The following is a 17189-nucleotide window of genomic DNA, read 5'->3' on the forward strand; positions in this document are numbered from 1 at the left end:
ATAGGCAAACCCCGCGTCTGAGAAAGCGCGGGGTTTGTCGTTTAAAACCGGATTTTGAAGAAAATTCCTACAAAACGTAGAGATATGTAACCACTCAGCACTTAAATGCTTTTTTGTAAATTATTTTAAATCAGACAGTTAATCATTTTGGCACAAAGCTATTATTAAAAAAAGCGAGTGCGGATGCACAGGAGTCAAATATCAATTGTCTAAAAAACATAGATTATGAAAAAGCTAATAGTATCGGCATTTGCCTTAACGCTTATTTCTTTTACCTCAGTGCAGGCACAAACTGCTGAAAAAGACGCAGCTCAACAAACTGAGACAACGACGTCGACAACTAAGAAAAGTGCGAAGGAAGATAAGGTCGCGGTAAAGCCGGAAGATCTGCCGGAAGGAATTAAGAAAACCATTAAAAGCGACGATTTCGCGGGTTGGACTGTAAAGAAAGCCTTTCTGGTAACTGACCAAAAAAATACGCAATACTATGAATTGCAAGTAGCCAAAGGCAGTGAAAGTGCCAGGGTGAAATTAGATAAAGACGGAAATAATGTAGGGTAAGCGTGAAATAATAACCTTACATTCAAATGGGAAAGCCGGAAGTTCATTCCGGCTTTTTTTGTGCCTTATCGTGCATATTAGGATGATCTGCCTTCCGATCATTCAAACCAACCTTCAAATAAATGGATATGCCTGATCCATTTATCCCTATCTACTTTGGGCCAGTTCAATCAAAAAAATCCTGAATATGGCAAATCAAAAGACAGTTATCGATCAATGGTCTGTCAAAGATCTTGAAGATAATACTGCAATTAATGTCACAGTAGAGCATAATACAGAACTCGGCAATGCCGGTCTGCCCGGTATCCAGTTTTTAAGTATGGGGCAATTTGTCACTTTCGAGCCTAATATCGTAGAGCAATGGGCTTACCAAGCTGGAAAACTTGGCACCGAAGCATATTATCTCGAAGACAAATCTTGGGCGCGAAGTGAAGAGGAATATATCAAATATTACCTGCTAACCGGCAGTCCGCTCAAAGCGAGAATCACAGTCAAAACACGCAGTTCCAAACCTGTTACCAAAGAATATGAGCTTCCATTTTAATCTATATATCCATGAGAAAAGTAATTCTATTAGCATTGATCTGCATGAGTGTGATCGCCTGCGACAAAAAAGACGCAGCAGTACCGCAAAATGAAGTTCAATCAGCAAGCATACCTTACCGGAAGGCCGCGACAATGAGCATAGCCGGAGCAGATTTGAAAGTTGATGTTCGCGAGATTGTTGATACCCGCTGCCCCAAAGATGTGCTATGCATTACCCTGGGGGATGTTAAGATCAACTTTAATATCTCCGACGGAGCGAACCAGACAGACTTAGACTTTACAGTGAAAGGAGACAAAAAAGCAGATTTTCAGGTATTCAAGTTGGGTGATAAGGAATTCATTTTGCGGGTAAGCGAAGTATCTCCTTATCCTATTTCTAATCTCGCACCGAAGCTGGAAGATTACAAAGTTGACCTCAGTATTGAAAGAAAGTGATTGTTGGAGTTTTGGTGTATAGTGTAGTAAAAGGGGCCAGACTGTCTGGCTCCTTTTCTGTTTGTGATGGTTTTGGGTTTGCTAAATCGTTTTGTTGTGTAAATTGATAATTGAAAATGTTTGCCGAATGAAAACGATACTATCAAGAAGAAAGGCGCTGCAAGGATTGGGAGCGACGGGTGCTGCCATGCTACTGGATCCATTTGCTGCCGCCGCAACCAACGTACCTGCTATGCTGATCAATCGTAAGATACCATCGACGGGTGAAAAACTCCCGGTTGTAGGACTGGGTTCCTGGCAACAATTCGATGTGGGGACATCAAAAGAAGATCGGAGTGAACTTCGCGACGTACTTTCAAAAATGAATGAGTTGGGAGGAAAAGTGATCGACGCTTCTCCCATGTACGGTCGCGCCGAGCAGGTGATCGGCGATCTGACGAGCGAGCTCAAACTCAACGACCAGTTTTTCTTCGCCACCAAAGTCTGGACCAGCGGCCGGCAGGCAGGTATTGATCAAATGAATGATTCGCTGAAAAAAATGAAACGCTCCAAACTGGATCTCATGCAAATACATAATTTGCTTGATTGGGAAACGCATTTGAAAACGCTCAAAGACTGGAAGGCGCAGGGAAAGATCAGGTACATCGGAATCACGCATTACACGGATTCCGCGCATTCGAAACTGGAACAGATCGTGAAATCGAAGGCGGTGGATTTCGTGCAGTTTAACTATTCGATAAGGTCCAGAAACGCGGAAACGAGCCTGCTGAATGTAGCGAAAGACAATAACGTGGCCGTCTTAATCAACGAACCGTTTGAGCAAGGCGCTTTATTCAGGGCGGTGAAAGGCAAGCAGTTGCCCGATTGGGCTTCGGAATACGATATTAAAACGTGGGCGCAATTCTTCCTGAAATATATAGTCAGTCACGAAGCGGTAACCTGCGTGATTCCCGGTACATCCGATGTGAAGCATCTGGCAGATAACCTGGGCGCCGCCGCGGGAAAATTACCAGACAGTAATGCACGGAAAATGATGGTGAAATTCGTGGAAGCTCTATAATAATCCAACTGCTCATTTAGTGATCTTCGTGGTAATATAGCCAAGAAATGCAGTTGCTGCCTGCAAAGCCGGAGCCGCCAGCGCGTCGCTGAACAGCGTATCGGCTTCTGCTTCACCAAAGTATAATCCGTTGGAAGCCATTAAAGTGATTCGCGCGAATCCTGGTTTTGGAGGATTTAGTCTTCCGTATTCCCAGGGTCCAAGGTGTGCGATCATTTTTTCACTTTCGTCAAATATCCTGTCTGTTAGCTCCTTAGAATGGGGATTAACCGAATCCCAGAAAACGATCTTGCCGGTGTGATTAATATATCTCGCTGTACCATCACGGTAGCAGGCCAGCGTGTCCTGACCTTTCTGCAAACCGACTTCAACTATTACAGCTAATATCTCCCGCCGTAATACAGGATGATGACCTTGAAGCAACTTGTTGTAAGCGAGTAGCTTGACGCGGGAATTATCGTCCGAATTGTCGATAACTTCGTATAAATCCGGTGCCGTGGCGGCGGGGTTAAACAGCACCGACCAGGGATATGGGGTCAGATCTTCGAGTGTTTGTGCGTAAAAAGATAGCTCGTCGCAGAAAAGCATTTCGTAGATGAAAGTCAATTCCCGCTTGGTAGCAGCGACAGATTTATTGAAAACCTCAGACATATCAGACCAGATTTGAAGTGTGCAAACTCAAACATCGCCTATTGTCCCGAGATATGTTAAAAAAATGATTTAATGGTAAGAATGAATTCGCCAACGTATTGGCCAAGAAGCATCAGGGTAAAGCAAAAGCCACATACTGATTCCCTTTTTTAGTCCCCAGCTTCGTACCTCCGCAAGCGATCACAACGAATTGTTTTCCGTTGACCTCATAAGTAGAAGGTGTCGCAAAACCTGCGGCGGGCAGCGTTGTTTGCCAGAGCAGCCTGCCATTTTTCTTATCATAAACCCTAAACTTTCCGTCTTTGGTCGCGGCGATAAAAAGCAGTCCGCTCGCTGTGACCACCGGGCCGCCGTAATTTTCACTACCGGTCATAGGTGCGCCTTTTGCTTTGAGCGACTCAGTTTCGCCGAACGGAATTTTCCAGAGATATTTCCCTGTATTCAGATCAATCGCATTGAGTGTTCCCCACGGCGGTGCGATCGCGGGGAGGCCGTTTTTGTCCAGAAATTTGTTGTAACCGGTGCTTTGATAAGGCAGATAAGTTTTGTCCGAAGCCGCTACCTCCGACGCTGCTTCCACTTTTTCATCACCGAATAGAAACGCAACCAAAGCCTGTTTTTCGTCGGCCGTCAGCATTGGGAAACCTGGCATCATTCCCTTTCCTGAACTTACGATCTGGCTCACAAATGCGCGGTCGCGTCTTGTACCAATGTCAACGAGGGATGGATATCCGCTTTTCGCATTTCCTTGCCGCTGCGGCCCGTGGCAGGTGGTGCAGTAAGTAGTATACACCTTTTCACCCGGACTCAGACTGGACATTTCACTTGCTTTGGGCGTGTCTTTCATCGTCAGTATCCACGCCATTTCATTGCTGTTCACATATAATATGCCTTCATTCGGATCAGCTGCGGCGCCGCCCCATTCAGCTCCGCCGTCGAAACCAGGCATAATGATCGTACCTTCTTTGGAAGGCGGGGCGAAAAGGGCTTTTTTATACGTTTTAAACTTCATCTTCAAGGAATCGCGGTCGGGCGCGTACGGACTGATGTCATTTTCAGTCAGCGTGTAGGCTTGTCTCGCAAAGGAGGCAGGCTTGGTCGGTACGGGCTGGGTGGGCCATGGAAATTCTCCCGGAAGTGCTGTGCCAGGGGCGGTTACTTCACGAATCGGGTAGATAGGCTTTCCGGTAACACGATCGAAAATGAATACATAACCTTGCTTGCTGACCTGTGCGACCGCGTCAATTTTTTGTCCGTCCTTCGTAATGGTGATCAGGTTCGGCGGCGCTGGAAGATCGCGATCCCACATATCATGGTGCATTGTCTGAAAGTGCCACAGCCGCTTGCCAGTTTTCGCATCAAGCGCGATCAGACAGTTTGCGAACAGATTTGCACCTTTTCTTTTTCCCCCATAAAAATCATAACCTGCCGAGCCGGTCGGGACATACAGGATACCACGTTCCCGATCAATGGCGGTACCTGCCCAGTTATTGGCCGCGCCAGTATAGGTATTTTTGTACGCATCGGGCGGGAAAGTTTCGTAGCCAAATTCGCCGGGATAGGGGATAGTATGAAATGTCCAGACCAGCTTTCCGGTGCGCACATCAAATGCCCGGAGGTCGCCCGGCGCCGCGTCTGAATCTTCCGACAAACGCAGCGGCATGATGATCAGATCCTGGTAAATAGTCCCTGGCGTGTTGGAAACCATATATTTTTTTGCGGCGATCTCAGGCAAGCCGGTATGTAAGTCTATCTTTCCATTGTCGCCAAAACTCTCGATCGGCTTTCCGGTTTTAGCGTCGAGCGCATAAAGGAAAGAGCCCATTGCGTGCAGTATCCGCTTGTCGTCGCCGTCGCTCCAATAGGTGAGACCGCGGCTGGTATTTGATCCGTTTTTAGATTTATCTCCAAAAATCCACTTCTGTTTTCCTGTAAATGCGTCGAGTGCAAAAGCCTGTACAGTGGAGGTAACACCATACAAAGTACCGTTGACAATAATCGGATTCACCTGCGTCTGTCCTGAATCCGGCATTGAATATGTCCACGCAACTTTCAGGTTTTTGACATTTTCGGGATTGATCTGTGTCAGCGGGGAGTAGTGATTCCTACCCGGGCCGCCGAGATATTCAGGCCATTCTTTGCTGTCAGTGTCCCCATTTCGAGACATATTAGTAGCTCCGAAAAGGATCGCTGAGGCGAGTACAGCACCCAAAAAAGGCTTTAACATAAAACTGATTTTACAGGAGAATTTTTAATTAAAACAAAATAACGGGTAGCAGTTATTTGAATTTGACCTGATCCGTGAGTCCGGGCCAGTTATCACTTCGGAACGCGCTTGCCGGGAAGCCGGCAGTATTATACAAGTTCGCATCTTCGGGCGCGTCCGACCAGCCGTACCTTACCGTCACAGGAGCTGGCACTTTCGGGTGAGAAACCACCACTTTATTATCAACGATCTGCGCCATCGCGTAGTAGAAAACCTTATCAGCACCCGCCAGTTCAAAACCTTTCAGGTAGCCATATTTATCTTTAACGGTCAGGCCAGTTTCCACGTTATTGAATGTCACAATGGCTTTTCCATCAGTAAATTCAGCTTTTTCAAACAGTGGCGATGCGTAGGGGATATTTTGACCGTAGTCCAGTTTCAGCGCCGTGGCGGCGAGTCTGTTGGCTACGTCCTGTTTGTTGGTCGGGTGAATATCTTTCGGGTTGCCGATATCGGTGGTTACCGCCATTCCTGTTTTTGGAAGTTGCAAAGTCATATTCTGGGCTTCGCGCAATTCGCTCCATCCGCTGCCCTGGTTGCTGTTATTTTCACTGCCAAAGCTGGAAAGCTGCACCCAATAGAATGAAAATTCATCGTTCCATAATCTGCGCCAGTCATTAATGAGCAGCGGGAAGGATTTACGGTATTGAAACGCCCGCGGCGCATTGGTTTCGCCCTGGTACCAGAGCGTACCGCGGATCGCGAACGGAATGAGCGGAACGATCATCGCATTATAAATGGTAGTTCCCACATTATTCATCAAATGCGCGTATTCGTGCTTTTCTGCGAATGAGGGCATCAGGTACCAGTCTTTCGAAATGCTGATTTTATTACCGCCTTCTTCCACAAAAAGATCATTTGCAGAACCGAGGAAGCCAGGACCAAACCATGAATGGGCTACCATATTACCGAGCTTAATCACCAAATGATTTTTTCCAGCTTTCCAGGTATTTTCCGGGATCGTGATTTTTCTGACACCTTTTAAAGCGCCTTCGTGAACCAGCTTTCCGTTAATGTAGATCTGATTCGGACTGTCATTCTCAGGGAGCGACAATACCGTTGATTTTGACACGATATCAGCGGCCAGCTCCACTTCCTTCGCCATATAGCCGGCCCCACGAAAGCCCATCAAACCTTTCCAATCCCACTGTCCGATCGGATCGGCTACTTTTTGCCAGGTTCCAAAGTCTGCATTTCCGGAGACATATTTCTTTTCGTCCTCACCAGTTGGCGTCGCAGAAGCACTTTTAAATAGCTGCTGGCGCAATTTTTCATCCATTACCACATCCGCTTCTTCCCAGGTTTTCGGCATGGTTTGCGCATATTCTTTCAGCTCGTCGCTAGCCAGCATTCCTTCTTTGCTTATCCATCCCTCGATCTGCGAGCCGCCCCAGGACGAATGCAGGATGCCGACGGGTATATTCAGTTTTTGGTTTAATTCTCTTGCAAAAAAGAACCCGATCGCCGTAAAATCTCCGACCGTCTCGCTAGAAGCGATCTCCCATTCGCCCTTTTTCAGATCCTGCTCAGGCGTGAGTGAAACCTGCCGGTCGACATGGAAGTGACGTATCTGAGGAAAATTGGCGTTGTTTCGTTCCTTTTCATAGTCTTTTGCGGCAGCTACTTCCCATTGCATATTAGACTGCCCGGAGCAAAGCCAGACTTCACCGACCAGGACATCATTAATCGTCACATTCCCCGATTTCGCCGAAACTGTCAGCGAATGCGGGCCGCCAGCTTCCAGTGGCTTGAAACTGACCAGCCACTTCCCCGATTTATCTGCCTTTGCTTCCACCGACTGTCCTGCCAGGGTAACTTTCACCTTTTCACCCGCCTTCGCCCAGCCCCAGACCGGAATCGGTTTTTGTCGCTGCAAAACCACGTGATCAGAGAATAGCCGCGCGAGCTTAACCTGCGCAAAAGCCGAAGTTTGAATCAATACTAAAAGAACAAAAAACAGACGCTTCATAATTAAGGGACAAAGATGGAATGCTAATAAATGCGTTCAGGGGGCGGTTTCTACTTAATATGTTAATTTTACCCACTGCGAAATCACTTCCGCAGGATAAATCGGGCAACCGGAAAATATGATCTCAGTTATAATATGTTCAATAGATCCCGCGGAACTGGAAATGGTCAGCAAGAACATCGCCGCCACGATCGGCGTGCCGCATGAGATCATTGGGATTGACAACCGGGAATCAGGAAAGGGGATATGTGCGGTTTATAACGAAGGCACCCGCCTCGCGAAGTTTCCTGTGCTTTGCTTTATGCACGAGGATATGGAAATGAAAACGGCGAACTGGGGCGCCAAAGTGCTGGAATTGTTTGGTCAAAATGAGAAGTTGGGGTTGATAGGTATTGCGGGCGGCGGATACAAGTCGCTAGCGCCTTCCAGCTGGTATAACTACTATTTACAGGAAAATGGCGGCTTTTACTGCAACCTGATCCAGGGTTACAAGCACAGCGGAAAACCAGATATGCATGATTACCGCAATCCCAAAAGTGAGAGTTTCTCAAAAGTGGCCTGCGTGGACGGATGCTGGTTTTGTACCAAAAAAGAGATTGCCTTAAAATACCCGTTTGACAGCAAGCTGCTCACGAAATTCCACGGCTACGACCTCGATTTCTCAATCGCAATAAGCAGGGAATATGAAGCGATTGTGACTTTTAATATCCTGCTGAAACATTTTTCAGAGGGAAATTTCAATAAATCGTGGATGGACGAAATCCTGAAAGTACACCGTAAATGGAGCAAAGTACTGCCGGTTAATGTGGACGCCATTCCGGAACAGCATTTGAAGAGAATAGAGCGCGATGCCCTTGAAGTGTTTTTGCAGCAGCGCGTTAATGCAGAAGATTATCCAAGATCTGAAATGCTGAAACTGATCTGGAGTACCCGGAGATCGCGGGTTGCGACCTTTTCTTTCCCTTTTAAATTAATGCGGAAATTCCTGAAAATGCAAAAGCAATAAGCTGCTTATCTGATCTTTTTCAGCTCTTTATAAAATTTCCTCAGTCGGTTGAGATAAGAAAAGTAGCTTCTTCCTTCCCATTTATATTCATAATAAAAGCGCTCGCGGCTCGTCAGTTCCAGGCGCTCTTTCACATTCTTAGTATTAAGCGTCCGGCTTTCCAGGTGTTCTACGATCGATGAAGTGACCAGTGCGTGTTTCAGTTTGTGTTTTTGCAGCGTATTACTGTAATCATTATCCGCATACCAGAATTTGAATGCCGGATCCAGCTTGCCGGTGATTTTAAGCATTTCCCTTTTAAACAAAATACACCAGCCGACCAGCTCTTTCCGAACCTCATAACCATAATGATTGCCGCTATTCAATGCGATTCCCTGCTCGGGATGATGCACATTGCACGCTGGCGAAACGCTGTAGAGTTCCGGATCCTGCTTAAAAGCAGCCAGTATCTCGCTCGCCCAGCCGGGATAGTAGATCAGGTCATTATTGCTGATACAAATGAATGGACTTTTGGTCATTTTGATACCAATGTTCATATAGCGATGGTACCCAAACCGCTGCCACGGATATACGGTTTTTGTATTTGGATACTGAAAAGGTCTCAGCGTTTTGTTCGATTCAAGCACGACTATATTGAATTTGATCCTGGCAGGATCCTCGGATGCGACCAGACTTTCGACACTGTCGAGTGTTACTTTTTGAAGCGCCTCAGTATTTGCGTAGCTGAGGATAATCACATCTATTTCCGTAGGTAAGGCGGCAGGTACCTGGGTCATCTTTTTTTCTTTTTAAACAACTCCTTGCGCTTGAAATTCAGCGACTTGAAGTAATAGGATATAAAAGTCTTCCGATCGACGAGATTATACAGGATTTTCAGCTGGGGAAGGCTGCCCAGATCGGCGTGGTACATCATGTATTTGTACAGCTTCTGGGTGCTGGCTGCATTGCGCTGCAACAAAATGTCCTTCTCCTCGGCATTCAGCACCTGCGAATCCCGCAGCTGCGCTACGATCCTTTTCCGGAACTGAAGTTCTCCCGCCTGCATGATCTGGATGTTCCTGCTGGTATTACGCTGGTGGATCCTGATGAGCGTTTTGGCCCGGTCGTCATCGAGGAAAGTGTATCTCGCGCCCATAATGGCGCATTGAAACCAGAATTCCCAATCCTCCGTATAGTTACTGAACTCAGGGAAACCCTTCACTTTTTCGACGACCGCCCGGCGCAGCATCGGACTGCTTACCACCGCGATATTAGAGTAGATCAGTGTATTGATCGCATCGTAACCTTTGGCGTCAATCTTTGGAAGCCAGTTATGATTGTTCATTTCATAATCTGGATACATAATTTCCGGCCGGTCGTGCTCGAAATACAGGTGATCGGTGTACGAAATATCAGTTCCAGGATGTGTTTCCAGATATTCAACCTGAACGGCAAGTTTATCTTTACTGAGCAGATCGTCCGCATCGAGGAATTGGATATAGCTTCCTTTCGAATGCGCAAAGCCAAGGTTACGGGCGACTGATACTCCTTTATTTTTTTGGGTAAAAAAGTGTATCCTGCTATCCTGAGCCACAAATTTCCGAACTACCTCCGCTGTATTGTCAGAGGAACCGTCGTCGACAATCAGTGCTTCCCAGTTCGTATAGGATTGCTCCTGGAGATTCCGGAGGGTTTCTTCAATGATAAATCCGTAATTATAGGAGGGAATAATGATGCTTACTAATGGATTCATAAGAACTTTTTGGCCCAGATTCCCCACATCTTGCGCAGGGTAAAGAAAAACTTGCTCAGCTCCGGCTTTTTTAGCAGATATAACAAAAGGTCCCGGTCTTTCCAGATGATCATCGCATAGGAAATGCTCAACAAAGATGCATTTCTTTTCCTGCAGGCCGCGTAAAGTTCGGCGATAAGCTGGTTTGGTTTATCCCTCGTTTTGTTCAGGCAAAGGCGAAGCCACTCTTTTTCGCGTTCCAGCTCCTCCACCTTTTGTTCCCGCGACTTGGGCACTGCGTGCATTGCAAGAATGTCGGTATTGTTTTTCCGGTGCTGCCGGTATTGTACAAGTGGCTGTTCGAGGAAATCGATAGAACCACTGTCTGCCGCTACAAATGCAAGCCACTGATCGTAATGGAAATTTTCCGGAAACGGAATTGCATTGGCTACCACCTCACTGCGCAGCATAATACTATGTCCCGATGCGCAATTCAGAAAAATGAAAGGTTCGGGACGGTTGCCCCGGTAAAAATTGAATTTATCAGAGATCCTGATATTCATTTTCTCCCCGGTATGGGCGATGAATTCCGAGTCGTGGTAAATCAGTTTGTGATCCTGAATAGCCGCTAGCTGTATTTTTAACTTGTCGGGATGCCAGAGATCGTCCTGATCACAAATAGCAATAAACTCAGCCCGGCAATGCGTCAGCGCCTTCTCGAAATTCTTATTATAACCCAGGTTATGATCATTCCGGTAAAGCCTGAACCGCTTGTCAGCAGCTGCATATCGTTCCAGTACCGACCAGGTCTGGTCGGAAGAGCAATCGTCGACAACGACAATTTCCCAGTCTGAAATACTTTGATTAAGAATTGAATCGAGCTGTTCGGGCAAGAATTCCTGACCGTTGTAAGTGCACAACGCGATTGATATTTCTGGCATTTTATTCATTAAGCCTCCGAAAATTGCTGCATATCGACCAGCCGGCGATAAAGTCTTTCATTTGCAATGAGCTCAGGATGGTTACCCTGCTCCACAATGCGGCCGTCTTCCAGCACCACAATAATGTCTGCATTCTGGATTGTGCTGAGCCTGTGCGCGATGACGAGCGAAGTCCTGTTTTTCATCAGGTTGTTCAATGCATCCTGCACCAGTTTTTCCGATTCAGTATCCAGTGCAGATGTAGCCTCGTCGAGGAGCATAATAGGCGGGTTTTTCAGCACGGCGCGGGCAATGCAGATCCGCTGTTTCTGTCCACCCGAAAGTTTCACGCCGCGGTCACCGATATTGCTATCGTAACCTTCCTCGGTTTGCATGATAAAATCGTGTGCATTGGCAATGCGGGCAGCGGCTTCCACTTCTTCAATGGTCGCATTCGGTACCCCAAAAGCTATATTGTTGAAAATCGTATCGTTAAATAGCACGGATTCCTGGTTCACCACGCCGATCTTCGACCAAAGCGATTCGAGTTTAAGGTTGCGGATATCCACCCCGTCGATGGTCACATTTCCTTCGTGGGCTTCGATAAACCTTGGAATCAGGTCCATTAAGGTAGATTTCCCGCCTCCCGACGGCCCTACCAATGCGACCGTTTTTCCCTTCGGGATGGTCAGGTTAATAGATTGCAAAACCGGTCGGCCAGGGTAGGAGAACGACAAGTCATTGAGCCTGATCGCGTCGTTGAAAGTGTTAATTTCAACTGCATCCGGGCTGTCTTTAATTGCGGGCCGCTCGTCTATCAATTCCAAAACGCGCTCACCTGCGGCAATACCGGCGTGGATCGTACTGAAAGAATCCGTAATAGCCTTGGCCGGACGCATTACCTGAGAGAAAATACCAATGTAGGCGACAAATTTCGAAACGGTCAGATCTGACTGATTATCAAGGATCAGCGAGCCTCCGTACAGCACAATGATCGCAACCATCGTCACGCCCAGAAACTCAGAAACCGGGGCGCCCAGCTGCTGGCGTTTGGCCATTTTTTTGCCAAGATCCGAGTACCGCACATTCTCCTGGTGAAATTTATCCTTAATGTCATTCGTCGCATTAAAAGCCTTGATAATCTTGATCCCCGACAAAGCTTCGTCCAGGTAACTGATCATCAACCCGAACATCTGCTGCGCCTGTGTAGCCTGCTCTTTCAGTCTTTTTACAATTTTAGAGATCAGAAACGCGGAGATTGGGATTACCAGGATCGCAAAAAGGGTCAGCTTTACCGACGTCGCGAAAAGCATGAAAATATAGGCGATCAGCTGTAAAGGTTCTTTGAATACAACTTGCAAGGTACCCGTCACTGAAAACTGCACAACCTGCACGTCAGAAGCGATTTTTGAAATAATATCCCCTTTACGCTGGTTACTGAAATAGCCCACGTGCAGGTTCATTACATTATTAAAAACCGTTTTTCTGAGGTTAAGCAAAGTGTGGATCCGGAGATTTTCCATGACCCGCTGAGAGAAATATTTGAATACATTCGAAAGCAACACCGATACGACAATAATGCCGCACACGATTTGAAGCGCTCCGTGCGGCCCGTAAATGATGTTGGCCTGCTGTGCATAATAATTCAAAAGTTCTGGTACGTCAAATGCACTTTCCGGCTTAGGTATCAGCGTAGTACCTTCTTTGCTATTGTTGAAAAGAGTACTTAAAAGCGGAGCGAGCAGTGCCAGGTTAAGGGTATTGAAAACAACGCCAAGCACTGTGAAAAGGACATATGGAAATGCAAATCGTGAGATTGGCTGGGCAAAAGATAATAATCGAAAGTAAGTCTTCATTTGTTAAAATGGCATTCACGCTAGCTATGCCTGAAAGTAAAATGGCCGGAAATCATGACAATTTCCGGTCCAGGATGCAAATTAATGTTATTAGATGAAAATAGCGCTACGATTACAATTTAACAACCTGCTTGTATTTAAGCATGATCTGGATGTTCTCGATAATATCGTTGATACCGAGGTTGGATTTGTAAGTTCTCATCTGGCGTTTGAATGCAGTTTTTCGCTGCTTCAATTCATTCATATTGCGAAGAAAATCCAGATAAGCTTCTGCCTTGTAAAATTGAAGCGTAAGAATGCTTGGCAGCACATCGCTTAAAATAACCTGCAAGTGGTACAGATTGAGATCCGACCCGTGAAGGTGCAGGTGGTGCATATAATATCTGTTTCGGAAATAAATCCTTTTTACCGAATAGTTATCCTTATGTCCCTTTGTCGTAGCCGATACCTCGTGCCGGCACACTGCGTTGTGCTCGTAATAGCACTTCCAGCCCAGGCGCCACGCGCGGATCGACATTTCCTGGTCTTCACCGTAATATGGATTGAACATTTCGTTGAAACCGTTGATCGCTTTCAGCTTGCGCGTATCCATCAATGCGATCGCGCCCGACAGATAGAAAGTGGGGGTCAGCGTATCGGCGTCTTGCAGGTAAAAGAAATTACTTGGCTTGATCTTCCTGCCCAGGATCTTCGGCGAGCGGGCCGCATCGAGAATGTTGTCATCCTCCATTCCGATAATCCGCCCCATCACACCAAACGTATCTTCCAGCTCGAAATATTTGTATAACTTCTCGAAATACCCTTCTTCCAGCGTCACGTCGGTGTTGAGCAAAAAGATCAGGTCGTTGTTGGCCTTTCTGATCCCGAGGTTACAGGTATTGGCAAATCCGGAGTTTTTTTCCTTGCGGATGATAGTGATTTCGCTACCATAGTGATTTTCGAGGTATGATACCGAATCATCTGTGGAAGCATCGTCAACAACGATGATCTGTACATCTGGCCCCAATCCCTTCAATATTTTGTAGTTGCTCTCAAAATACTTTTCGAACAGATGTTTCCCGTTATAATTCGGAATAACTACGGAAATGCTTCTCATTAATCTTTCAGTTTTTGTGTAGGGTAAATTGTGTTTCCGATAGCTATATCATTAATGGTTATAGATTTAATCAGGAAAGCGGGGTGTTTCTCAAACGCACCCTGTCTTATTTCATTGCCTTCGGTAATAATCACTGCCTTTGTTAAATAATTGAACCATTAGAAAAAACGATACGGCCGCTTACGAAAAGCATATACGCCGCATTGTTCGGCTCGCTTTCCAGGACTGAAAAATTCAGATAGAGTTTTTTAAACAGCCCGGAAAACTAAACTTGTTAAGAGAGAAGGAAGGAGGTAGGTAAAGGATGCAGACGCTGCTGAGCTTTCAGAAAATTGATTTGCGGTATTATTCAAACACATAACTTCATTTTTTTTGTTTTGATCTCTATTAAGAGAAAAGTCGGGCGTTTGGAGCAGGCAAGATCTGAAATATCGATCGTTATTCATACTGTTAAAATTGAAACAAAATTTTCATGGCTAATATTCTGACTTGTATATGCTAGGATACAAGCCGGCGAAAAATGGTTGGAAAACAGGAGCTGAATTTGTCACAATTATGACGCTGATAATCTTCGGCTAGTGTGAAACGCTTCATTATCAGGCGGTAAAAACTTACATTTTGGGCAAATCTTTTTCTGGAATGTGTGAAAAAAAATACTCAACAATCTGCCGGTGCCGGAAGGAGAATTTTTAATCAGATAATCCTCCAACTTTTTCACGATTGCGTTTGTTTACCGAAATAACCAGCATATTCCTGGAAAGCTGCACCTTCATTTGAATGCCAAACCACCTGAAAAATGGTCAATCCTGAATTGAGTTACCAAGCGAGTGAGATTCCTTCTTTTACTACATATAATGCGGCGCGTTCTGTCGCAGATCTGGTGGCCCAGCATTTTGAAAGCCACCACCAGGCTGTAAGCCGCTATTACGAACACGACCTGGCGCCGAAGCCCGACGCCCGTACGATTGAGTCTATTATTGATACTACATTCTGGGCAAGCCTGCGGAAAGAGGAGGGAAGGTCGCCCAAAGTTTCTATTGCATTCCTGCCTCCCGAAGACGCGGAGCACCCACTCATATTTGCCGAAAAATTACCGCTTACTGCCAATACACTCACCAAGCTGGCCCCGGCTGTCGAACGTTCCGGGATACATTTGGGCGTTTGGCCCACGTCGGAAGGTTTGTGCATCTGGGGAACAACCAGGGTAATTCCGGGTTTGTGTTTTGTGCTCGAAGTAATCGAGCCGGGCATGCTGGTGATCAAACACAGGCGCGTCGATGGTTTCGGAAAATTCGTTAATGTGGCTGTATTGAAAGGCGACCAGATAAAGGTTGTGAACGAGGAAAGCGTGAAGGAAAGGGACTGTCCGTCGGTGATTAACTCGATGATCGGTTTCAAATCACCGAAACTCTGGAACAACTCGCCTAATCTACTCGTGCAGCTCGCGGTTTCCATGCGCAGCCACGAACGCGGCGGTATTCTTCTCGTGGTACCGACTGGCCTGGAAAAGTGGAGAAAATCGATCATTCATCCGATTACTTATCAGGTTGAGCCTGCGTTTTCAGAGCTCGCGCACCTTTATAGAGGATATCTCGACGAACCCAATCCGCTCACCTGGCAGACGCAATTTGCCGCGGCGGTGAACAATCTGGCCGGATTAACAGCGGTCGATGGTGCTACTATCATTAATGATCAGTATGAACTCCTGGCATTCGGAGCCAAGATCGGCCGGTCCGCGGACGGAGTTCCGGTGGAGGAAATCATTATGACAGAGCCGGTGATCGGCAACGTGGGCATGGTGGTACATCCTGTCCAAACCGGTGGTACGAGGCATTTATCCGCAGCGCAATTTGTTTATGATCAGCGCGATGCGATCGCTCTCGTTGCGTCGCAGGACGGACGTTTTACGATCTTTTCGTGGTCTCCGTGCGAGAAAAAAGTACAGGCGCATCGCGTCGATGCATTGCTGCTTTAAGTACTAAGTGAACAATTCGAGCTGTCCCGGGTATTTGGGCTTGCGGCTGGGAATTTCGGGTTCATGAAAATTGGAAAGCGAGATCCCAAGCAGCCTGACCGGCTTTTCATTCATTTCAACTTTGTCCAGCAGACTCTTCGCTGTATCAATAATCGCGTCAATATCAGTGACGGCGGAGTTGAATGACTGATTTCTGGTGATTTGAGTAAAATCGCTGAACTTCACTTTCAGGGTCACGGTCCGGCCTTGTAACTGCTTTTTTTGTAGTCTGTTAAAAACAATCTCACCGATCCTGTCGAGTTCTTTGTGCATTTCCTCGGGCGTGGTCAGGTCGTAAGTAAAAGTATCCTCAGCGCCCAGCGACTTCGTTTCTCTGTGCGTTTGTACGAGCCGGTCGTCGAGGCCCCGGACGATTTGGTAGTAGAAATAACCCGTTTTCCCAAACCGCTTTACCAGCTCCTCTTCACTCAGCTTTTTAAGGTCTGCGCCAGTGAATATGCCCATTCCTTTCATTTTATCGGCAGTTACTTTTCCGACGCCGTGAAATTTTTCTACCGGCAAACTGCTCATGAAACTTTCGATTTTTGAAGGTCCGATGAAAGTCAGCCCGTCGGGTTTATTGATATCCGAGGCAATTTTAGCTACAAATTTATTGATAGAAACACCTGCGGAAGCAGTCAGGTTAAGCTCGGAACGGATCGCGTTTTTGATCTGACCTGCAATTTCCATGGCCGATCCTATATTCAGTTTGTCCTCGGTAACGTCCAGGTAAGCTTCATCCAGGGAAAGCGGCTCGATCAGATCGGTATAGCGCGAAAAAATTTCACGGATCTTGTTGGAAACTGCTTTATAAACCTCAAATCTTGGATACACAAAAATAATATCCGGACAAAGCTGAATAGCCTTGCGCGACGACATGGCCGAGCGTACGCCAAACTTCCTGGCCTCGTAGCTCGCGGTAGCCACTACGCCGCGGCCGGTAGGAGAGCCGCCCACGGCCAGCGGTTTTCCCCGGTATTCAGGGAAATCACGTTGCTCCACAGAAGCATAAAAAGCATCCATATCAATATGAATGATCTTTCTCAGCGGCGCTGACATAGTGAGAGATTTGATTATTTAATAGAGTACTGTTGGTTA

At 46.5% G+C, this 17189-nt stretch carries 15 protein-coding genes; 6 read left to right on the forward strand and 9 right to left on the reverse strand.

The genetic code is table 11. The features are described 5' to 3' along the window. Positions 1–225 precede the first annotated feature (225 nt). From KOD92_RS07320 to KOD92_RS07335, 4 genes are all read left to right on the forward strand, one after another. A complete protein-coding gene (locus KOD92_RS07320; RefSeq protein ID WP_215232902.1) occupies positions 226–561 on the forward strand; it encodes a hypothetical protein in 336 nt (111 codons plus the stop codon). A 187-nt stretch (positions 562–748) separates the two neighbouring features. After that, complete coding sequence (locus tag KOD92_RS07325; RefSeq protein ID WP_215232903.1) at positions 749–1105, forward strand: hypothetical protein; 357 nt, start codon at positions 749–751, stop codon at positions 1103–1105. Between the two features lie 11 nt (positions 1106–1116). Then, positions 1117–1542, forward strand: coding sequence for a hypothetical protein (locus KOD92_RS07330; protein WP_215232904.1), 426 nt, complete (start codon positions 1117–1119; stop codon positions 1540–1542). Between the two features lie 127 nt (positions 1543–1669). Beyond that, positions 1670–2602 carry an aldo/keto reductase gene (locus KOD92_RS07335; RefSeq protein ID WP_215232905.1) on the forward strand — a complete coding sequence of 311 codons (933 nt, stop codon included), beginning with the start codon at positions 1670–1672 and terminating at the stop codon, positions 2600–2602. A 12-nt stretch (positions 2603–2614) separates the two neighbouring features. On the opposite strand, the gene KOD92_RS07340 is transcribed toward KOD92_RS07335, so the two are convergent. The 3 genes from KOD92_RS07340 to KOD92_RS07350 all read right to left on the reverse strand — a co-directional run bounded on the left by KOD92_RS07340 (position 2615) and on the right by KOD92_RS07350 (position 7488). Then, the gene (locus tag KOD92_RS07340; protein ID WP_215232906.1) at positions 2615–3253 is read right to left on the reverse strand and encodes a hypothetical protein; all 639 of its coding nucleotides are present in this window, start codon (positions 3251–3253) and stop codon (positions 2615–2617) included. 112 nt (positions 3254–3365) lie between these two features. Then, complete coding sequence (locus tag KOD92_RS07345) at positions 3366–5480, reverse strand: outer membrane protein assembly factor BamB family protein (RefSeq protein WP_215232907.1); 2115 nt, start codon at positions 5478–5480, stop codon at positions 3366–3368. 52 nt (positions 5481–5532) lie between these two features. After that, positions 5533–7488, reverse strand: a complete 1956-nt coding sequence (locus tag KOD92_RS07350; protein WP_215232908.1) for a sialate O-acetylesterase — start codon at positions 7486–7488, stop codon at positions 5533–5535. 118 nt (positions 7489–7606) lie between these two features. On the opposite strand from KOD92_RS07350, the gene KOD92_RS07355 reads away from it, so the two are divergent. After that, positions 7607–8494, forward strand: coding sequence for a glycosyltransferase (locus tag KOD92_RS07355; RefSeq protein ID WP_215232909.1), 888 nt, complete (start codon positions 7607–7609; stop codon positions 8492–8494). A gap of 5 nt (positions 8495–8499) precedes the next feature. Here the strand turns inward: KOD92_RS07355 and KOD92_RS07360 are convergent, their stop codons facing one another. From KOD92_RS07360 to KOD92_RS07380, 5 genes are all read right to left on the reverse strand, one after another. Next, positions 8500–9270: a glycosyltransferase family 2 protein gene (locus KOD92_RS07360; protein WP_215232910.1), complete on the reverse strand. Its 771-nt coding sequence runs from the start codon at positions 9268–9270 to the stop codon at positions 8500–8502. Further along, the gene (locus tag KOD92_RS07365; protein WP_215232911.1) at positions 9267–10226 is read right to left on the reverse strand and encodes a glycosyltransferase family 2 protein; all 960 of its coding nucleotides are present in this window, start codon (positions 10224–10226) and stop codon (positions 9267–9269) included. Before KOD92_RS07365 ends, KOD92_RS07360 begins: the two co-directional genes overlap by 4 nt. Next, positions 10223–11146, reverse strand: a complete 924-nt coding sequence (locus KOD92_RS07370; RefSeq protein WP_229254578.1) for a glycosyltransferase family 2 protein — start codon at positions 11144–11146, stop codon at positions 10223–10225. Before KOD92_RS07370 ends, KOD92_RS07365 begins: the two co-directional genes overlap by 4 nt. 8 nt (positions 11147–11154) lie before the next feature. Beyond that, positions 11155–12981, reverse strand: a complete 1827-nt coding sequence (locus KOD92_RS07375) for an ABC transporter ATP-binding protein (protein ID WP_215232913.1) — start codon at positions 12979–12981, stop codon at positions 11155–11157. A gap of 112 nt (positions 12982–13093) precedes the next feature. Beyond that, positions 13094–14077, reverse strand: a complete 984-nt coding sequence (locus tag KOD92_RS07380) for a glycosyltransferase family 2 protein (protein ID WP_215232914.1) — start codon at positions 14075–14077, stop codon at positions 13094–13096. A 796-nt stretch (positions 14078–14873) separates the two neighbouring features. On the opposite strand from KOD92_RS07380, the gene KOD92_RS07385 reads away from it, so the two are divergent. After that, a complete protein-coding gene (locus KOD92_RS07385; RefSeq protein WP_215232915.1) occupies positions 14874–16052 on the forward strand; it encodes a putative sensor domain DACNV-containing protein in 1179 nt (392 codons plus the stop codon). 3 nt (positions 16053–16055) lie between these two features. Here KOD92_RS07385 and dinB read toward each other — a convergent pair whose 3' ends face one another. Further along, complete coding sequence (gene dinB, locus KOD92_RS07390) at positions 16056–17150, reverse strand: DNA polymerase IV (RefSeq protein ID WP_215232916.1); 1095 nt, start codon at positions 17148–17150, stop codon at positions 16056–16058. Between the last annotated feature and the right edge of the window lie 39 nt (positions 17151–17189).

This window comes from Dyadobacter linearis, assembly GCF_907165045.1.
GTDB classification, from domain to species: Bacteria; Bacteroidota; Bacteroidia; order Cytophagales; family Spirosomataceae; genus Dyadobacter; species Dyadobacter linearis.

Coding starts and splice junctions, on each gene's coding strand:
- KOD92_RS07320 (WP_215232902.1), top strand. CDS start 226: ATGAAAAAGCTAATAGTATCGGCATTTGCCTTAACGCTTATTTCTTTT.
- KOD92_RS07325 (WP_215232903.1), top strand. CDS start 749: ATGGCAAATCAAAAGACAGTTATCGATCAATGGTCTGTCAAAGATCTT.
- KOD92_RS07330 (WP_215232904.1), top strand. CDS start 1,117: ATGAGAAAAGTAATTCTATTAGCATTGATCTGCATGAGTGTGATCGCC.
- KOD92_RS07335 (WP_215232905.1), top strand. CDS start 1,670: ATGAAAACGATACTATCAAGAAGAAAGGCGCTGCAAGGATTGGGAGCG.
- KOD92_RS07340 (WP_215232906.1), bottom strand. CDS start 3,253: ATGTCTGAGGTTTTCAATAAATCTGTCGCTGCTACCAAGCGGGAATTG.
- KOD92_RS07345 (WP_215232907.1), bottom strand. CDS start 5,480: ATGTTAAAGCCTTTTTTGGGTGCTGTACTCGCCTCAGCGATCCTTTTC.
- KOD92_RS07350 (WP_215232908.1), bottom strand. CDS start 7,488: ATGAAGCGTCTGTTTTTTGTTCTTTTAGTATTGATTCAAACTTCGGCT.
- KOD92_RS07355 (WP_215232909.1), top strand. CDS start 7,607: ATGATCTCAGTTATAATATGTTCAATAGATCCCGCGGAACTGGAAATG.
- KOD92_RS07360 (WP_215232910.1), bottom strand. CDS start 9,270: ATGACCCAGGTACCTGCCGCCTTACCTACGGAAATAGATGTGATTATC.
- KOD92_RS07365 (WP_215232911.1), bottom strand. CDS start 10,226: ATGAATCCATTAGTAAGCATCATTATTCCCTCCTATAATTACGGATTT.
- KOD92_RS07370 (WP_229254578.1), bottom strand. CDS start 11,146: ATGCCAGAAATATCAATCGCGTTGTGCACTTACAACGGTCAGGAATTC.
- KOD92_RS07375 (WP_215232913.1), bottom strand. CDS start 12,981: ATGAAGACTTACTTTCGATTATTATCTTTTGCCCAGCCAATCTCACGA.
- KOD92_RS07380 (WP_215232914.1), bottom strand. CDS start 14,077: ATGAGAAGCATTTCCGTAGTTATTCCGAATTATAACGGGAAACATCTG.
- KOD92_RS07385 (WP_215232915.1), top strand. CDS start 14,874: ATGGTCAATCCTGAATTGAGTTACCAAGCGAGTGAGATTCCTTCTTTT.
- dinB (WP_215232916.1), bottom strand. CDS start 17,150: ATGTCAGCGCCGCTGAGAAAGATCATTCATATTGATATGGATGCTTTT.